This is a genomic window from Shewanella sp. GutCb (assembly GCF_002836135.1).
In the GTDB taxonomy this organism is placed as follows: Bacteria; Pseudomonadota; Gammaproteobacteria; order Enterobacterales; family Shewanellaceae; genus Shewanella.
Genome location: NZ_PJBL01000001.1, coordinates 219,088 through 236,589 on the forward strand (window position 1 = coordinate 219,088; position 17,502 = coordinate 236,589).

General features: G+C 46.2%; 13 protein-coding genes and 1 riboswitch. Of the genes, 11 read left to right on the forward strand and 2 right to left on the reverse strand.

From position 1 onward, the window contains the following. The first annotated feature begins 222 nt into the window (after positions 1 to 222). Positions 223 to 960, forward strand: coding sequence for a hypothetical protein (locus tag CXF86_RS00980; protein WP_101093121.1), 738 nt, complete (start codon positions 223 to 225; stop codon positions 958 to 960). A 140-nt stretch (positions 961 to 1,100) separates the two neighbouring features. Here CXF86_RS00980 and metH read toward each other — a convergent pair whose 3' ends face one another. Then, the gene (gene metH, locus CXF86_RS00985; RefSeq protein WP_101093120.1) at positions 1,101 to 4,859 is read right to left on the reverse strand and encodes a methionine synthase; all 3,759 of its coding nucleotides are present in this window, start codon (positions 4,857 to 4,859) and stop codon (positions 1,101 to 1,103) included. A 244-nt stretch (positions 4,860 to 5,103) separates the two neighbouring features. Here metH and CXF86_RS00990 point away from each other — a divergent pair, with 244 nt between their 5' ends. From CXF86_RS00990 to CXF86_RS01030, 9 genes are all read left to right on the forward strand, one after another. Further along, positions 5,104 to 5,739: a histidine phosphatase family protein gene (locus CXF86_RS00990; protein ID WP_102038123.1), complete on the forward strand. Its 636-nt coding sequence runs from the start codon at positions 5,104 to 5,106 to the stop codon at positions 5,737 to 5,739. Between the two features lie 159 nt (positions 5,740 to 5,898). After that, positions 5,899 to 6,055, forward strand: a riboswitch (cobalamin riboswitch). Positions 6,056 to 6,128: 73 nt separating this feature from the next. Then, entirely contained in the window at positions 6,129 to 7,010 is an 882-nt protein-coding gene (locus CXF86_RS00995) for an ABC transporter ATP-binding protein (RefSeq protein WP_257985239.1), read from the forward strand. Next, positions 7,003 to 8,055, forward strand: a complete 1,053-nt coding sequence (locus tag CXF86_RS01000) for a FecCD family ABC transporter permease (protein ID WP_101093114.1) — start codon at positions 7,003 to 7,005, stop codon at positions 8,053 to 8,055. Before CXF86_RS00995 ends, CXF86_RS01000 begins: the two co-directional genes overlap by 8 nt. A gap of 55 nt (positions 8,056 to 8,110) precedes the next feature. Further along, a complete protein-coding gene (gene cobT, locus CXF86_RS01005) occupies positions 8,111 to 9,139 on the forward strand; it encodes a nicotinate-nucleotide--dimethylbenzimidazole phosphoribosyltransferase (RefSeq protein WP_101093112.1) in 1,029 nt (342 codons plus the stop codon). 411 nt (positions 9,140 to 9,550) lie between these two features. Next, positions 9,551 to 10,330 (forward strand): adenosylcobinamide-GDP ribazoletransferase, encoded by a 780-nt coding sequence (locus CXF86_RS01010; RefSeq protein ID WP_101093109.1) that lies wholly within the window; start codon positions 9,551 to 9,553, stop codon positions 10,328 to 10,330. After that, positions 10,327 to 10,869, forward strand: coding sequence for a bifunctional adenosylcobinamide kinase/adenosylcobinamide-phosphate guanylyltransferase (cobU, locus tag CXF86_RS01015; RefSeq protein WP_101093107.1), 543 nt, complete (start codon positions 10,327 to 10,329; stop codon positions 10,867 to 10,869). The genes CXF86_RS01010 and cobU overlap by 4 nt, the downstream gene beginning before the upstream one ends. A 60-nt stretch (positions 10,870 to 10,929) precedes the next feature. Continuing rightward, on the forward strand, positions 10,930 to 12,468 hold the full coding sequence (locus CXF86_RS01020) for a cobyric acid synthase (RefSeq protein ID WP_102038199.1): 1,539 nt from the start codon (positions 10,930 to 10,932) through the stop codon (positions 12,466 to 12,468). Between the two features lie 111 nt (positions 12,469 to 12,579). Next, positions 12,580 to 13,221: a cob(I)yrinic acid a,c-diamide adenosyltransferase gene (gene cobO / locus CXF86_RS01025; RefSeq protein WP_102038125.1), complete on the forward strand. Its 642-nt coding sequence runs from the start codon at positions 12,580 to 12,582 to the stop codon at positions 13,219 to 13,221. A 421-nt stretch (positions 13,222 to 13,642) separates the two neighbouring features. Then, positions 13,643 to 14,386: a cobalamin-binding protein gene (locus tag CXF86_RS01030; RefSeq protein WP_257985257.1), complete on the forward strand. Its 744-nt coding sequence runs from the start codon at positions 13,643 to 13,645 to the stop codon at positions 14,384 to 14,386. Positions 14,387 to 14,645: 259 nt separating this feature from the next. Here the strand turns inward: CXF86_RS01030 and CXF86_RS01035 are convergent, their stop codons facing one another. Continuing rightward, positions 14,646 to 16,469 carry a hypothetical protein gene (locus CXF86_RS01035; RefSeq protein WP_102038127.1) on the reverse strand — a complete coding sequence of 608 codons (1,824 nt, stop codon included), beginning with the start codon at positions 16,467 to 16,469 and terminating at the stop codon, positions 14,646 to 14,648. 392 nt (positions 16,470 to 16,861) lie between these two features. Here CXF86_RS01035 and CXF86_RS01040 point away from each other — a divergent pair, with 392 nt between their 5' ends. Beyond that, on the forward strand, positions 16,862 to 17,245 hold the full coding sequence (locus CXF86_RS01040) for an MAPEG family protein (RefSeq protein ID WP_101093099.1): 384 nt from the start codon (positions 16,862 to 16,864) through the stop codon (positions 17,243 to 17,245). Positions 17,246 to 17,502: the final 257 nt, after the last annotated feature.

The window sequence follows — 17,502 nt, forward strand, 5'->3', positions numbered from 1 at the left end:
TTATTTACAATAGCTTGATGATATTTGAACTCGCAGCCCCTATCCAATAAGGGGTGAAGGGTTTTACAGGAAATTAAATTGTACCTATAGTTATTGAATAAGCAGTTTATGAAGTGTGTTGTTTGTGTTTAACCTGACGTTTTTATAACGAATAAAGACGATAGTTAATTTATCAACTGATAAGCCTGATACAAACAACAAGTTTATTAATTGGAGCTGTATATGACTTCTAACAAAAGTAAGGTAGAGCTATTCCCCTTACTTCATTTACTTGATGATTTTAGCCAATTTCAGCTACAGGGTGGCTTCGTCCAAACATTAGCTGAAAAAGACTTACGCCTTCAGGCTCCGCCCTCAGCTAGGGGTGATGAATTATCAAATATCCCTTGTGTGAGTGTTTATGATGCTCCACTTCATACCGATATTGCTGACTTACAACGGTATTTTTGTGCCAAAAGTAAAGATAACCAATTAGTCAGCCATGAGATATTTAAAAATCTTGTATCTGTTAACCCTATATCGCGAAATAGGCATCAAAGACAATATCAATTAGTGGCTTTTTTAGAGGAGAAGAAGCAAACACCAGTGGCATTTGTGACCTTTAATGTTGGCTTGCTCGACTCTTGGTATACGGATGGTCAACCCAGTGATGAGAGGCATGTTGGTGTTTGCTGCTATTTATTGTATGCCTACGTCGTACCGGAGTTCCGTCATCTTGGTATCGGTAGCTGCCTTTTTCACCTGATTTCGAATTTATTTTGGTCTCAGCTGCAGTTCATCGATGCACAGACGCAGGCTCATGAACTCACGATGGTACCTTTGGTTTATGAGAGTTCGGCAGCAAAAGGAGCCGAAGGATTACTGCATCAAGTTGAAAGAAATATTAATCAATATAAGGCACTACTATTAACTAATAATACCTCTTTGAAAATTGACTCTTGCATGAGTAACTTTTCTTAGTTTATGGCGCAGGAGTGCATAGCTAGGTTTTTCCTTAGTGGATTTCGTATGCAGGAGAAGTGATGATGTGAGGGCGTTTATTGCTAGCCTAGAGCCCCATAGCAAACGGGTTGCTTTGAGGTTCTAGACTCGCTCCGAAATTACTCTGGATCATAATCCAACACTGGTGCCAACCACCTCTCCGTATCCTCAATACTCATCCCCTTACGCTCAGCATAATCCTCAACCTGATCGCGGCCAATATTGGTCACGCCAAAGTAACGCGACTTAGGATGGGCAAAGTACCAACCCGATACCGCTGCGGTTGGGAACATGGCATAGCTTTCGGTGATGTTAAGGTTGATAGTCTCGTCAGGCTTGAGTAAATCCCACAGCAAGCCTTTCTCAGTGTGATCTGGGCAAGCGGGGTAGCCTGGTGCAGGACGAATACCTTTGTACTTTTCACGAATAAGCGACTCGTTATCGAGTACCTCGTCGCTTGCATAACCCCAAAACTCTTTACGTACTCGCTCATGCATACGCTCGGCAAAGGCTTCGGCTAAACGGTCAGCCAAGCATTTGAGCATGATGGCGCTGTAGTCATCGTGATCTGCTTCAAAACGGGCGACATGCTCGTCAATGCCATGACCTGTCGTGACGGCAAAGCCGCCCATGTAATCGGCCACGCCGCTGTCTTTTGGCGCGACAAAGTCAGACAGACAGAAGTTGTCGTTGCCGACGCGTTCAATCTGCATCCGCAGGTGATGAGTGGTTAGCTCAAGCTCGGTGCGCGTCTCATCGGTGTAAAGTTCAATGTCGTCATGGTTAACGGTATTGGCTGGAAACAGGCCGATAACCGCTTTAGCGGTGAGCCACTTTTCATCGATGATCTGTTTAAGCATGGCTTTGCCATCGGCAAATAGCTTAGTCGCCTCTTCGCCAACCACCTTATCGGTTAATATTTGCGGGAAATGACCGTGTAACTCCCAGCTGCGGAAAAATGGCGTCCAGTCGATACGTGCCACTAAATCCTCTAACGGATAGTCATCAAACACTTGACGGCCAAGGACGTTAGGCACAAACGGGGTGTAGTTTTCCCAGTCATGCTGACAGCGATTTTCACGCGCCGCTTCAATGGAGGTGATGATCTTACGTTTGGTTTGTGACAGGCGCTTTTCGCGCATCACGTCATATTCTTGATACGCCGCGTCGATAGTGGCTTGACGCGTTTGGTTATTAATCAGCTTCGACACCATAGGCACGGCGCGTGAAGCATCGGCGATATAGATGGCGCCTGTCGGTGCATGCGGCGCAATCTTGACCGCAGTATGGATTTTAGAGCAAGTTGCGCCACCAATAATCGACGGTATGGTTAAGCCCGCTTTATGGAAGGCTTTAACGTTATGCACCATTTCGTCGAGACTCGGGGTAATGAGCCCTGACATGCCGATGATGTCGACGTTTTCACGCACGGCGACATCGATGATCTTCTCAACCGGCACCATTACGCCTAAATCAATGACTTCATAGCCGTTACAGGCTAATACCACGCCGACAATGTTCTTGCCGATATCGTGCACATCACCTTTTACGGTGACCATTAAGATCTTACCGTTTGACTGCCCAGGGGTTTTCTCGAGTTCGATATAGGGGTTAAGGTACGCGACTGCTTTTTTCATTACGCGGGCAGATTTGACCACTTGTGGCAGGAACATCTTGCCGGAGCCAAACAGGTCGCCAACCACGTTCATGCCGTCCATCAAGGCACCTTCAATGACATCCAGTGGGCGCGTGGCAGCGGCTCGAGCCTCTTCGGTGTCTTCATCGATAAAGTCAGTAATGCCTTTAACCAGCGCATGAGACAGACGTTTGTTCACGTCCCAGCTACGCCACTCTAAATCTTCTTTCTTAGCGACTTGGCTACCGTCACCACGAAACTTTTCGGCAACTTCTAACAGCAGTTCGGTGTTGTTGGTCAGTTCACCGTTGGCATCGAGTGCAGTGCAAGGTAGGTTTTGCACTATGGCCTCGACTCTCTCCTTTAACTCGGGATCAATATCATCATAAATTGCCAGCTGACCGGCGTTAACAATCCCCATGTCCATGCCCGCTTGAATAGCGTGATAGAGGAACACGGCGTGAATGGCTTCGCGCACTGGATTGTTACCCCTGAACGAGAATGACACATTCGACACACCGCCGGAGATCATGGCATGGGGCAGGGTGCGTTTGATTTCGGCTGTCGCTTCAATAAAGTCGACGGCGTAGTTGTCGTGCTCTTCAATCCCGGTGGCGATGGCAAAAATGTTGGGGTCGAAGATAATATCTTCTGGCGGAAAGCCCACTTTATCGACCAGCACGCGATAGGCGCGGGTACAAATTTCAATTTTACGCGCTTTAGTGTCGGCTTGGCCCTGTTCATCGAACGCCATGATAATTGCCGCGGCGCCATAGCGTTTGACTAAGGTGGCTTGCTGGATAAACTTGGCTTCGCCCTCTTTAAGGGAGATGGAATTAACGATGCCTTTACCCTGAATACACTTAAGCCCGGCTTCAATCACTTCCCACTTAGAGGAGTCGATCATGATCGGCACCCGTGATATGTCGGGCTCAGAGGCGATAAGGTTGAGGAATTTGTGCATCATCTCGGCACCATCGAGCATGCCTTCATCCATGTTGATATCGATGATCTGTGCGCCGCTCTCGACTTGCTCGCGGGCAACACTGAGGGCTTCTTCATATTCGCCAGTTTTAATCAGCCGCAAAAATTTGGCAGAACCAGTGACGTTGGTACGCTCACCGACGTTTAAAAACAGCGAGTTTTCATCAATGGTCAGCGGCTCAAGCCCTGATAAACGGCAAGCCACTGCGATGTCTGGTAGTACGCGGGCGTCATGCCTAATCACGGCATCACGGATAGCGCGGATATGCTCTGGCGTGCTGCCGCAGCAACCGCCAATAATGTTTAAAAAGCCCTCTTCAGCCCACTCTTCAATGACTTCTGCCATCTGCTCTGGGGTTTCATCGTAGCCGCCAAATTCGTTGGGTAGACCGGCATTAGGGTGCGCCGACACATAGCATTCAGAGATTTTTGATAGCTCTTCGACATAAGCGCGCAGCTCTTTTGGCCCTAATGCACAGTTAAGACCAATCGATAGTGGCTTAACATGGCGCAGTGAGTTGTAAAAGGCTTCGGTGGTTTGTCCGGTTAAGGTACGCCCTGATGCATCGGTGATGGTGCCTGAGATCATGATTGGCAGGCGGAAACCTTGAGTGTCGTATACGGTTTCAATGGCAAACAGTGCGGCTTTGGCGTTAAGGGTATCGAAAATGGTCTCAACCATAATGATATCCGCGCCGCCAGCGATGAGGGCATCTATCGATTCAACATAGGCTTCAACCAGCTCGTCAAAACTGACGTTACGGTAGCCGGGATCGTTGACATCGGGGCTGATTGAACAAGTGCGGTTGGTTGGGCCGAGTACACCCGCCACAAAACATTGGCGACCTGTTTCTGCTTCAACTTCATTGGCCGCTTCTCGGGCAAGGCGCGCTCCGGCTAAGTTTATCGCGGCTGAATGCTCCTGCATGTCGTAGTCAGCCATGGCAATACGGGTTGCATTGAAGGTATTGGTTTCAATGATGTCGGAGCCAGCCAATAAATAATCTTTATGGATCTGCTTAATCGCAGCTGACTGAGTGAGCACCAACATGTCATTGTTGCCCTTTACATCGCAATGCCAGTCTTTAAATGGTTCGCCGCGAAAGTCTTCCTCTTCAAATTTGCGATCTTGGATCATGGTGCCCATTGCACCATCAAGCAGCAGGATCTCTTGCTGTAATTTTTGGGTTAGCACCGCTAGCACTTTTTTAGCCGTGTCTTGAGTATGCGGGGCAGTTGTTGGGGTACGTGTTGCCATAGAATATTCCTACCAATTACAGAGTCGCAAAATATAAATTTCAGTAAACGTTGTCCGTGTTTATCAGTTAAGTATTTGCGATACTTGCGTGACATTATTTTGTTTGGACATTTATACGTATAGACGTCCATAATACGTGAGTCGATGTCAGAAGTGCAAGTACTAAAAGTTGATAGTTTTTCAGTGTGAATTGATGATATTTTTTATGTAAGTCACTGATAAATAAAATATGTGGAATATTTCAATGCAAAATACTAGAGTGGTTTTACTGCGGCACGGTGCTTGTGAAGGTGGTAATATTTTACGCGGTCATACCGACGTCATGCTGAATTTAGCCGGAAAAGAGCAGCTAAATAGGGCTATATCGAGGCTGTTAACAAGCAAAACCGGGGTCGCGGCGCAAAACAAGATAGCGGATCTGGTGGTCAGTTCGCCGCTATTGCGTTGTGCTTTACCCGCGAAGATATTTGCACAGCAGTACGGTATCGATTTTATTGAGCAGGCCGCTTTTATGGAGCTCAATTTTGGCGATTGGGATGGCCAATCTTTTAGCGCACTTTATCAGCAGTATAGTAGCGAGCTTGATGCTTATTGGGCTAACCCTTGGCAACATACTCCGCCCAATGGCGAGACGATGCAGGTCTTTGAAGCTAGAATTGATACTGCGTGGCGGTCACTCGTTGAGCAGCACCAAGGTAAGGTGATTGTATTAGTGACTCATGGCGGCGTGATCAGGCACTTAATGGCAAAATCGTTGCAATTAAAACAGTGCGCGGGGATCTACAGCGCGTTGAAACTGCCCTATGCCGCAACCGTGGTGATTGATGTATTGCATGATGGCGAGCAACGGCACTTAAGCCTTAATTGGGGGCTGGAATAGCGACTTATATGGGATAAGTTTGATGCAATAGCATGGAAATTGAGCCATCAGCCAAATAGTAATTGATCAAGTTCAATTACTATTTGGGTGAGCGTGGTAAACTGCGTGATACTCGCGTAAAAATACGCTAGAGAACACACTTATTAAGTGGGTCATTAAGAACGAGTCATCAAGTTAGGTGCTTAACCGCATCAATTGGGAACCGGTAGTTTAAGCAATACAAGCTAATAGTCCGGACTGTACCCGCAACTGTATGAGCGCTAGAGCAATATTTTAGCCCTCAAGTCAGATACCAGCCTAACTTTTGATAGATAAGCACTTCACACTAGATAACAACTTGAGCGGGCGTCTCAAGGGAGTTTATTCAATAATGTTTTATGGTTTATTCAATGTCTAAGCAGGCATTAGAAACAGTACTGGCAGTGAGCGGTTTAGGCTGGCAGTTAAATGGCCAAGCCATTTTGTCTGACATCAATTTTAGTTTAGCGAAAGGGCAGATGCTGGGCATTATTGGCCCTAATGGCGCGGGTAAGTCGAGTCTGCTGCGCTGCCTATATCGTTTTATTAAACCGACCACTGGCCACATTCAGCTGTTTGGTGAAGATATCTCTGTGTTATCTGCCAAAGCATTTGCCAAGCAAATTGCCGTGGTGCTGCAAGACATGCCACATCACTTTGAGATGACAACCACTCAGTTGGTTAGCCTCGGGTTAACACCGCATAAGGGCGCCTTTGAATTTACCAATGCCAGCGATCGCCAAGTGGTGACGCAGGCGCTGGTTAAAGTCGGCTTAACGCATAAAGCGCATCAAGCGTATGAAAGCCTATCTGGCGGTGAAAAGCAGCGTGCATTAATTGCTCGTGCAATAGTACAGCGACCACAACTGCTTATATTAGATGAGCCCACCAATCACCTCGATATTCGTTATCAAATCCAAACATTAGAGCTACTGCACACGCTTAATATTACCGTGATCACCTCTATTCATGATCTCAATTTAGCGAGTGCGCTTTGCGATGAGTTATTGCTGCTTGATAAGGGCCGCTGCTTGGCAAAAGGGACGCCCAAAGCGGTGTTGACTGAACAACGTATTGGTGAGGTATTTGATGTGTGCTGCGAAGTTAAAGCCCATCCGCAACATGGTAATCCTTTGATTAGTTACTTTTATGGTTATACCCGCAGTGACGTTATATCGGCCGCTGAAGCAAAAGCCGTTGCGAGTGCAGTGACTCATTCAGTGACCGTAGATAAAGGAACAACTGATGCCTAGGTCATTAGGAGTGGCTCCGCAGGCGACGGGTTGGAAACAGCCACTTGATGTATTGCTGCTGTCTGGCTTGCTGTTGCTGGGGTTAATCACCCCGTTCGCGGCAACCAGTTTTGGCGCCGCAAGTATTACCAGTGGCGATGTGTTGCAGGTCTTCAGCCATAAGATTTTTGGAATGGGTGGCTCCATGGGCGTGACCGAACGCATTGTGTGGGAACTGAGATTACCGCGAGTAATATTGGCGTTTATTGCGGGGGCAGGATTGTCGATTGCCGGCAGCGTACTGCAAACCGTGACCCGTAATCCGTTAGCCGACCCCTATCTATTTGGCATCTCTTCTGGCGCATCATTTGGCGCGGTAGTGGTACTAACCCTTTTTAGTCAGAGCATATTGTGGCTGAGCTTGCCGTTGGGCGCATTTATCGGCGCTAGCCTGTCGGTATTAATGGTGCTCAGTTTATGTGGCCGCAATTTAACGACTCAGGTTGAGCGTATGCTGCTCTCTGGGGTGGCGATATCCTTTATGTTTGGCGCGATGGCGAGTCTGTTGCTGTATTTTTCAAGCCCTCAAGCTGCCGCTTCGGTGCTGTTTTGGAGCTTAGGCAGCTTTGCTAAAGCCAGTTGGTTTGGATTGATATTACCGGCGATTATTGTGTCGGTATGTACTGTGATTATTCTGCTTTTTAAACGTCAAATTGTGGCGATGCGTGCGGGGGATGAAACCGCGCATACGTTAGGGATTAACGTAGGACGATTGCGTTTATCGATGTTGCTACTGTGTTCACTCATCACCGCCATTTTAGTCGCCAATTGTGGTGGCATTGGTTTTATCGGTTTGATGGTGCCACACACAGTACGATTACTGTTTCCAGGAAGATATCCGCTATTGCTTACCGCCGCGGTTGGCGGATTATTTATGGTGTGGGTTGATGTATTAGCGCGGACTTTATTGAGTTACCAAGAGCTACCAGTGGGCATTATCACCTCGGTGATGGGTAGCGTATTTTTCCTATTTATTTTAGGCGGCCGCAGTGCAAAGCGGATTTAAGCTGGGCCGTTGTATTAATTTGTCCTTGTTCGGGATGATGGGAGTATAAGATTAGATGTTTAATATTAAGCCATTGAGTGCAGAATTTGATGCCGAAATTCAACACAAGATTGACACGAAAACCAAGCCCCTTGGCGCGCTTGGTGATCTAGAGGCGCTTGCATTACAGATTGCAAAAGTGCTCGGTAAAGATAGTCCCAGCATCACTAATCCTAAGTTGATTGTATTTGCAGCCGACCACGGTATTGCTAATTCTGGTGTATCGATAGCGCCAAGTGAAGTGACCTGCCAAATGGTGAGAAACTTTATGGCCGGCGGCGCCGCGATAAATGTATTTACTCGCCAAGTGGGCCTAGATCTTGAGGTGATTGACTGTGGCGTTTTACAGCCATTTGATCGCGACAGCGGTGTTATTGATCAACGTTTAGGTGCGGGAACTGGGCCTATCCATAAACGTGCAGCCATGACGCTTGGCGCCGTGAAGCAAGGCTTTGACATGGCGACGGCGCGTATTCAGCTGCACCATGAAAATGGCTGTAACTTAATTGCGCTGGGCGAGATGGGGATAGGTAACACCTCTTCTGCAGCCGCGATTATGTCGGTGTTAACCGGAATTCCGGCGGCTGAATGTGTAGGGCGTGGTACTGGGATTGATGCGTCGACATTTAAACGCAAGCAGATGCTCGTTGAGCAAGCGATGCTATTACATCACAGCGAGCTTGACGATCCAATGCAGGTGTTGGCTTGTATCGGTGGCTTTGAAATTGTGCAGATGACGGGGGCAATTTTGGCCGCAGCCGAGCGGAGTATGCTGGTGGTTATTGACGGCTTTATAGCCTCTGCGGCGGCATTAGTGGCGATTAATATCAATGCTGCTTGCCGCGATTATATGATCTTCTCTCATCAATCAGACGAGAAGGGCCACTACTTAATGCTGGAGTGTATGCAGGCCAAACCCTTGCTCAAATTGGGCATGAAATTGGGCGAAGGCACCGGCGCAGCATTAGCGTTCCCATTGATCCAAGCGGCTGCAAATTTTTACAACGAAATGGCCAGCTTTGAAGAAGCAGGGATAGAGATTTAAAAGCGGAAAAAGCTGAGACGGTACAGGCTGAGACGGTGATAATCGATTAAGAGCCGATTTAAAGCCGGATAGTGCTGAGACGGTACGAGCAGAGACGGAACAGGCTGAGACGGTACGAGCTGAGACGGTACAAGCTGAGATGGTACAAGCTGAGACGGTACAAGCTGAGACGGTACAGGCTGAGATGGTACAAGCTGAGATGGTACAAGCTGAGATGGTACAGGCTGAGACGGTGATAATCGATTAAGAGCCGATTTAAAGCCGGATAGTGCTGAGACGGTACAGGCTGAGACGATTCAAGATTTTTAGGTCTTTCTCGGCTCTTCCCCGTCTTTGCTTTTATCGGCTCTTATTCTGCTCTCAACCGTCTTCTAACCGGCTTTTAATCTATTACTTTAAGGATATTTCTAAATGCAGCCTTGGCTCAAACAGCTTAATCTGTTTTTTATCGCGATGGGGTTCTTTACTCGGATCCCGATGCCAAAATGGATTGAGGTAGATGCAGATAAACTCAATCAAGCCAGTCGCTATTTTGGATTGGTGGGTACCTTAATTGGGGGACTGAGCGCGTTAGTTTATAGCGTGATGCTCTATTGGGTGTCACCGACGATTGCGATTGTATTTGCCATGATTGCTAGCGTCTTGCTAACGGGTGGGTTTCATGAAGATGGTTTAGCCGATAGCGCCGATGGTTTAGGTGGCGGCTGGACGGTTGAAGCAAAACTGAGCATCATGAAAGACTCTCGCTTAGGCAGTTACGGTGCGTTAGCACTGGTATTGGCATTGTTACTCAAGTGGCAATTGCTCAGCGAATTAGCGTTATTTTCCCCTAGCAGTGTCAGCTTAGCGTTGATTATCGGTCATACCCTGAGCCGAGTCACTGCGGCCAGTTTAATATATTCAGAGCAGTACGTTTCTGAAGATGCCAGCAGTAAAAGCAAGCCGTTGGCCATGCATCAAGGCGTTAATGAGTTATCGATTTTATTAGCTAGCGGCGCAGTATTGCTGCTGCTCTTAACGCTGATGCAAGCAATTGTGATTGTTTCCGGTCTATTTATTGTGCGATTTGCCTTGGCGGGATGGTTTAGAAAGCAGATTGGCGGTTATACCGGCGATACCCTCGGCGCTACGCAGCAGATAGCTGAGCTGGCTTGTTATCTGCTGCTGTTAATTTTAGGAGTGTCTTGGTGATCCATTTGGTTTTGGGTGGTGCCCGCAGCGGCAAAAGCCGCTTTGCTGAATCACTCGTGATTCGGCGTCTAGCGGAGAGTCAAAATGGCGCTGAGTTAGAGTGTCTCTATTTTGCGACCGCTGAGGCGCTCGACAGTGAGATGAGCGAACGTATCGCTCAGCATCAATCTCAGCGTAATAACCATGCCATAACGTGGCGCACGATTGAGTCGCCATTGGCGCTTTCGGCGGCATTAACAGCCAATGTAAAGGTCAATAGTATTGTGTTAGTTGACTGCTTAACGCTGTGGCTGACGAATCATTTACTGCAATCGTCTAGCGATTGGCAAACGACTAAAACTGAATTTTTACAAGCTATTGCCGCGCTATCTGCAGAGGTTATTTTAGTCAGTAACGAAGTGGGCTGCGGTATTGTGCCCATGGGCGAGATCAGTCGTCGCTTTGTTGATGAAGCGGGTTGGCTGCATCAAGATATTGCTGCTATTGCAGATAAAGTCACTTTGGTAACAGCGGGTTTACCGCTGAGTCTGAAAGGCTAAAGGAGAAGTGTTGTGGCGACGTTAGATAACAATAATAACAATAAAAAAGCCAAAGTATTAATGGTGCAAGGGACGACGTCCGATGCGGGTAAAAGTACCTTGGTCGCAGGTTTGTGCCGTTTGTTTGTTAGAGCTGGGCATAAGGTTGCCCCATTTAAGCCGCAAAACATGGCGCTTAATAGCGCAGTGACAATCGATGGCGGCGAAATTGGCCGCGCGCAAGCATTGCAAGCGGTGGCCTGTAGACTAGAGCCTCAAATCGATTTTAACCCGGTATTGTTAAAACCCAGTTCAGATACTGGTTCGCAAGTGATTGTGCACGGTAAAGCCTTAATGAAGATGGAGGCGCAGGACTACTTTGGCAAAAATGCCGACGGTTATCGGGTCAAAGCGATGGCTGCGGTTAAGCAGTCGTTTCAGCGCTTATGTGATGATTACGAAGTGGTGTTTGTCGAGGGCGCTGGCAGTCCGGCTGAGATCAATCTGCGCGAAGGCGATATCGCCAATATGGGCTTTGCCGAAGAAGTTGATTGCCCAGTGATTATTATTGCTGATATCGATAAAGGCGGTGTGTTTGCACACTTAGTGGGAACATTGGCGCTATTAAGTGAATCAGAACAGGCTCGGGTGAAAGGCTTTGTTATCAACCGATTTCGCGGCGATATTAGCTTGTTGCAATCGGGCTTAGATTGGCTGGAAGATTACACCAAAAAGCCGGTGTTGGGAGTTCTGCCATATTTGCACGATCTGCATTTAGATGCCGAAGATGCGCTAATCGCAGCGCCAGAAAAGAGCGCTCAAACAAGATTAAAAGTACTGGTGCTAGTGTTGCCTCGCATCAGTAACCACACCGACTTTGACCCATTACGACTCAACCCCCAGATCGATTTCAATTATGTGTCACTGCAAACTCAATCTCAAAGCCAATCGCAGAAAAATGACCATACGGCCCACTCATGTTTACCGCCTGCTGATTTAATCATTATTCCAGGCAGTAAGAATGTGCGCGCCGATCTCGACTTTATTCGAGAGCAAGGTTGGGACAGTGAACTAGAAAAGCACCTACGTTATGGCGGCAAGGTGTTGGGCATTTGTGGTGGTTATCAAATGCTAGGGCATTTGATTGATGACCCTGATGGCGTTGAAGGCAGTATTGGCTGCTCTGAAGGCTTAGGTTTACTGCCGCTGGTGACTGAACTGACCAATGATAAAGTGCTGCTGCAAGTTGAAGGCGTGTTGTCGCTGCTTGAACAGCAAGTGGAGGTCAAGGGATATGAAATTCACTGTGGTCGCTCTAAACCGCTAATGACATTGGAGCAGCCATTAACGCTAACGCGGCGAGTCAATGACGCTGAACAAACCCAGCCTCAGCGTTGGCAGAGTGAAGGTATGTTATCTGCTGATAATCAAATTCTTGGCACCTATATGCACGGTTTATTTGATTCACCTGCAGCTTGCCAACTGCTACTGCAATGGGCGGGGATGCAAGATGCCAACAGCATTGATGTTGACCAGATAAGAGAGCAGCAGCTGAACCGTTTAGCCGACGTACTAGAGCAACATTTAGATGTTGATGCGTTGACTGATATTTGGCATTAGCGGTATTTGAACACCGCAGAAATAAACAGTATTGAACATCAAAATTCACTTTTTAATTAACACTATGTGCAAATGAAAATGCACAAGTAACCCTATGCACAAGGATATGTAATGAGCGATTCAAACGAGCCTGAAAGCGGCGAAAATAAGTCCGTAGAAAAGATTAAAGCAGAGCGTCACAAAGCGCGTCAGCAACGCCTTAAAGAGGGTGTTGATGCCAAAATAGCTAAAGCTCAAGAGGAGAAAGGTATTCTTCTGGTGCTAACCGGTAACGGTAAAGGTAAATCGACTTCAGGGTTTGGCACCGTAGCACGCGCCGTGGGTCATGGAAAAAAAGCGGCTATAGTACAGTTTATTAAAGGCAACTGGGAGTGCGGTGAACGTACCTTGCTAGAAGGCGCTGGCGTCGACTTTCATGTAATGGGAACCGGCTTTACTTGGGAAACCCAAGACAAAGAAAAAGACACCGCAGCCGCAGTGAAAGCATGGGACCAAGCTGAAAAGTTACTGCAAGATGAAAGCATAGATTTGGTCATGTTAGATGAACTGACCTACATGGTGAGCTACCACTATTTAGACGTGGAACGGGTGATTAAAGCGTTACAAAATCGCCCTAAAATGCAGCATGTCATCGTGACGGGCAGAGCCTGCCACCGAGCGATTATAGAGATAGCCGATACCGTGAGCGAAGTGCAGCCGATAAAGCATGCGTTTGATGCAGGCATCAAAGCCCAACCCGGCTTCGATTACTAAATTTAGGTTTGAAGCAGGAAAAGCAAAAACGATTAGAAGCAGGTTAAGAGCCGATTAGAAGCCGGAAAATCTAAGACGGTTAAGAGTCGATTAGAAGCAGATTTGAAGCCGGAAAAGCTAAGGCGATAGAAAGTCGATGAGAAGCAGATTTGAGGCCGGAAAAGCTAAGATGATAGAAAGCCGATGAAAATACTTTGTATTTTTCATCTTTGCCGTTATCGGCTCTTCCGTCTTGGCTAGTATCGTCTTAGCTTTAACCGGCTTTAACCGGCTTTAATCAGTTTTAACCTATATTTAAAAGGATTTTATGAACATCTTGTCTAAATTTTTATTAGCGGTTGTGGCTGGAGTATGTGTATCCACTGCTGCGTTATCAACGGTATCGGTTGCCTATGCTGCGGATTCTGAGCCAGCTAAACGCATTGTGGCATTATCGCCACATGCGGTTGAGATGCTGTATGCCATTGGTGCTGGGGAGTCGATATTGGCGACCACAGATCATGCCGACTATCCAGAAGCGGCGTTACAAATCCCTCGTATTGGTGGCTATTATGGTATTCAAATTGAGCGGGTGCTTGAGCTAAACCCTGACTTGGTTGTGGTGTGGCAAGACGGTAATAAAGCGGAAGATATTGAGCGTATCAAAGAGCTGGGTTTCAAGGTGTTTAATAGTAATCCTAAAACTCTTGAAGCGGTGGCTGCTGAATTAGAGGCGCTAGGTGAGCTGACGGGTCATAAAGCTCAGGCGCATAGCGTGGCAACCAATTACCTCAAACAGCTTAAATTACTGCGCAGTGATAACGCTGCTAAACCTGAAGTAAAAGTCTTCTATCAGCTTTGGTCAACTCCCATGATGACGGTCGCTAAAAACAGTTGGATCCAACAGATTATTACGGTGTGCCATGGTGATAATGTGTTCGTAGACTCGGCTAATGATTACCCTCAAGTGAGTTTAGAAAGCGTTTTGCTTAAAATGCCGCAGGTGATTTTACAGAGCCAGGATGAAGGTAACATCATTGGTGTGGATTGGAGCCAATGGCCGGAGATCCCTGCAGTAAAGAACCAACACATCTATCAACTCAATGCTGACTTGTTGCACCGGGCTGCACCACGGGCACTGCTGGGCGTTGAAGCGTTATGCGCTGCACTTGATAAAGTGAGATAGTGAGATAGTTTACAGCTGAACAGAGCGCCGCCATAAAGAACGATCTGTTGTGATTCAATGTTGTCATTAACGATTGTGATTAATGCTGCTGATTCAATAGCGAGGCGCCGTGAACAAAATTATAGGGGCTTTGCTATCATATTTAGGATGATGCTAATTCACCTTAATCGATGCAGCTAGTTGATTTTGTTTTTTGTAGGCGTTGTGGTTTAAATTTTAAAAAATAGCGCCTTATAAGGCGCTATTTTTATGGGCTAACTTAAATTTTATTGAAAGACTCTCGGGCTTGTTGGCACTTTTTAAGCGTAGCCTGTAGAGGCTTGAGCGCCGAGTGCAGCTTCCTTTTGGTGTTGTTTGCATACATTTTTGCGACAACTAACACGACAACAAAAAATAGACTAAATAGCACCATAGGTGTGTAGTTAATGGGCAGAGTGAGTAAATTAGTTAAACCAAATACCAAATTCCATATAAGCTCAGGCACCAGTGGGCCAACAATATTCATTATATCGTGGAAGTAAATAGTACTAGCAACTGCAAGCGCTAACATCAATATGACGATGGTTTGGCTTTTACTCGATACTCGCCCCCAACTGGTTAGAGACTCTGGTTCGATAAGGTTATCTTTGCTGATATTATAATAGAACTCATCATAGCCAATTTTGTCGGTTGTACTTTCAATTTTACTGGAGCCTAACAGTATCCAGTCACCGACATCGGTAGAGCCCAGCAGCGATCTTACCGCTTTAAAGCTATGCACTTCACCTTCGGGAGTTTCAACGATAAGTTCACCGTATAAATTGGAGTTTCTTTGCCTATGGCTTGATGTCTCTGTTTTATATTCAGAGCGCACATTGCCGTAACCATTTCTGTAATCGGTACGGGTTGTTGTTGTGGTGAAATTGGTATCATCACTCACGCTAGTACCAACCTCTTTGTCTGTTACGCGAACAATGTTTGATGAGGTTGATAAGACACATTGATAGTTCTTGGCGAAGATGTGCTTATGTTGATGCTCTGTTTTTTCAACAGTGGCGAACGGTGCACAGACTTGAATTATCTTGTCGCGTCGAGTCATACGTTGACCGTTCGCTTTTGTGATTGGGGTGACGTTTACGCTATTGGCTGCTAATGCATGGGATTGTATAGCTACGTTTGTATCATTATGCCCAAGGTTTGTTTGGTTTTCTAAGGCATCCTGAGCTAATCGCGAGGGTTCTTCAGCCATAACTGAAACTTGAGATTCACCACAGCAGTGACAATAGTGGTAGTTGCTGTCTAGCAGGTGTTCGCATCGAATACAGTAAACATCGCTATGGTTACTGGGGCGGTCTCTACGGTCGTAACCCATGCCGGTGACAGAGACACTCAGAATGCGCTTGATGGTGCATTCAATTTCATCAAGCCTTGCGGTTTCAGCCTTAAATGTTTTAGTTTTACTGCTGATACGGTAGGTAGACCAAACCAGCGTGACGAGGGCGGCGAGAGTTGCAGCTATTTCAATAGTATATAACTCAAAAAACATGCCAGAAGCTGCAGCTGCGCAACTCCAGAAGAGTGTGCTGAGTAAGATTGAAAACGTCGAAAACTCTTCAACGTCATAGGCAGATTCAAGGATTGACTCTTGTCCTGAATCGCGATGGAAGACAACGGCAGTGGCAGCTTCGTTATGAGTGACTATATTACGGTCAGCATCATTGGCTAACTTGTAATTTAAGCTATAGCTGGTGGGCTGCAAAAACGTCATGACATCGCCCTTTGCGACACTATCAAATGAACTGTCTTCAGAGCTAATACTGATGGTCATTGGCTCGTTTTGTTCGTTATTCAGCGTTAAAAACCAGTATGAATAGTATAAGGTTTGGCTATCGTTACCTCCGCTGCGATAAACTCTTTGGTAGTGGTGTGTTTTCTCTACCCAACCAGTATAAACACTGGCATAGGGGCAGTGAGTTTTTAAGTTATCGAGGATATCAGGGATCTGCTGAGTGAGCGGCTTAATCGACGGTGGAGTTTCAATTTTATCACCACAATCTGGGCAAAAAATGTCATTAATAAAAAGTGGGCTAGAACAGTGTGGCATCGATAGTCCTTTAAATATTGTTTATCCGTATAAAATGGCTTTCGTCGCCATTATACTGCTTATAGACTTTGAGCTAGATTCAGCTAGGCATTTATAGGGGCTCATTATTAATCCTTTGGAATAAAAGTCAATAAAACTAGTCGCTTTAGCTGTTTATTGTTTATTGAAATTTGATGTTTGTCATAAGAGGCAGGTTTAATGCTTAGCGGTGTTTAATACGCTTGCCCATGTTATGGTGCTGAGTAGATTGAAAATATACAATAATAACTTTGCATTTTAATCTTCGTGAAATAGCATTCAAGTGTGGGTTTGTAAATATGGGCATTAAGCTTTCAAATATTAACGCTCAACAACATTAGCTTTCAAATAAAAATTAAAAAAGGGATTTAAGCATGACCACTTTACTTATCTGTTTACTCATTGGCATGTTGTTGCCTTACTTTGCCAAGGGGCCGGTGGCTATCGCGATGGCGAAACTCGGTGGGTATGACAATAGCCACCCGCGTGACCAGCAATCAAAGTTAACGGGATTTGGTGCTAGAGCGGTTGCGGGGCATCAAAATGCCTTCGAATCATTGCTTATTTTTGGCATTGCGGTGTTAGCAGTATTAGCGACGGGAAAAGTCAATATGGTCGCCGAAATTGCGGCTATTGTGCATGTTATTGCACGTGTGGCTTACCAAATACTTTATTTAAAGGATAAAGGCACATTAAGAAGTTTATCTTGGTTTGTTGCCATTATTGCTAGCTTCACTATTTTTTGCCAAGCATTTTAAGGTTGTTGATTTAAAGCTCTCTATTTGAATCTTATCTATTTCAAAGATCAGCTGCTAATGGCTTTAATAAGCTCACGATCCTTATTTCAGTAAGCTGATACCTTTTGTTTCAAATATAAAAACTGAAGCCAAGTGCTTCAGTTTTTTTATGCCTGCTACCGTCCGTATGTAAACGGACACTTTCCTCATATCGGACAATCAAATTGATGAGCGGACACTTTTAAGCAGTGACCGCGGACACTTTCAGCTGTCCATCT

Coding starts and splice junctions, on each gene's coding strand:
- CXF86_RS00980 (WP_101093121.1), top strand. CDS start 223: ATGACTTCTAACAAAAGTAAGGTAGAGCTATTCCCCTTACTTCATTTA.
- metH (WP_101093120.1), bottom strand. CDS start 4,859: ATGGCAACACGTACCCCAACAACTGCCCCGCATACTCAAGACACGGCT.
- CXF86_RS00990 (WP_102038123.1), top strand. CDS start 5,104: ATGCAAAATACTAGAGTGGTTTTACTGCGGCACGGTGCTTGTGAAGGT.
- CXF86_RS00995 (WP_257985239.1), top strand. CDS start 6,129: ATGTCTAAGCAGGCATTAGAAACAGTACTGGCAGTGAGCGGTTTAGGC.
- CXF86_RS01000 (WP_101093114.1), top strand. CDS start 7,003: ATGCCTAGGTCATTAGGAGTGGCTCCGCAGGCGACGGGTTGGAAACAG.
- cobT (WP_101093112.1), top strand. CDS start 8,111: ATGTTTAATATTAAGCCATTGAGTGCAGAATTTGATGCCGAAATTCAA.
- CXF86_RS01010 (WP_101093109.1), top strand. CDS start 9,551: ATGCAGCCTTGGCTCAAACAGCTTAATCTGTTTTTTATCGCGATGGGG.
- CXF86_RS01020 (WP_102038199.1), top strand. CDS start 10,930: ATGGTGCAAGGGACGACGTCCGATGCGGGTAAAAGTACCTTGGTCGCA.
- cobO (WP_102038125.1), top strand. CDS start 12,580: ATGAGCGATTCAAACGAGCCTGAAAGCGGCGAAAATAAGTCCGTAGAA.
- CXF86_RS01035 (WP_102038127.1), bottom strand. CDS start 16,469: ATGCCACACTGTTCTAGCCCACTTTTTATTAATGACATTTTTTGCCCA.
- CXF86_RS01040 (WP_101093099.1), top strand. CDS start 16,862: ATGACCACTTTACTTATCTGTTTACTCATTGGCATGTTGTTGCCTTAC.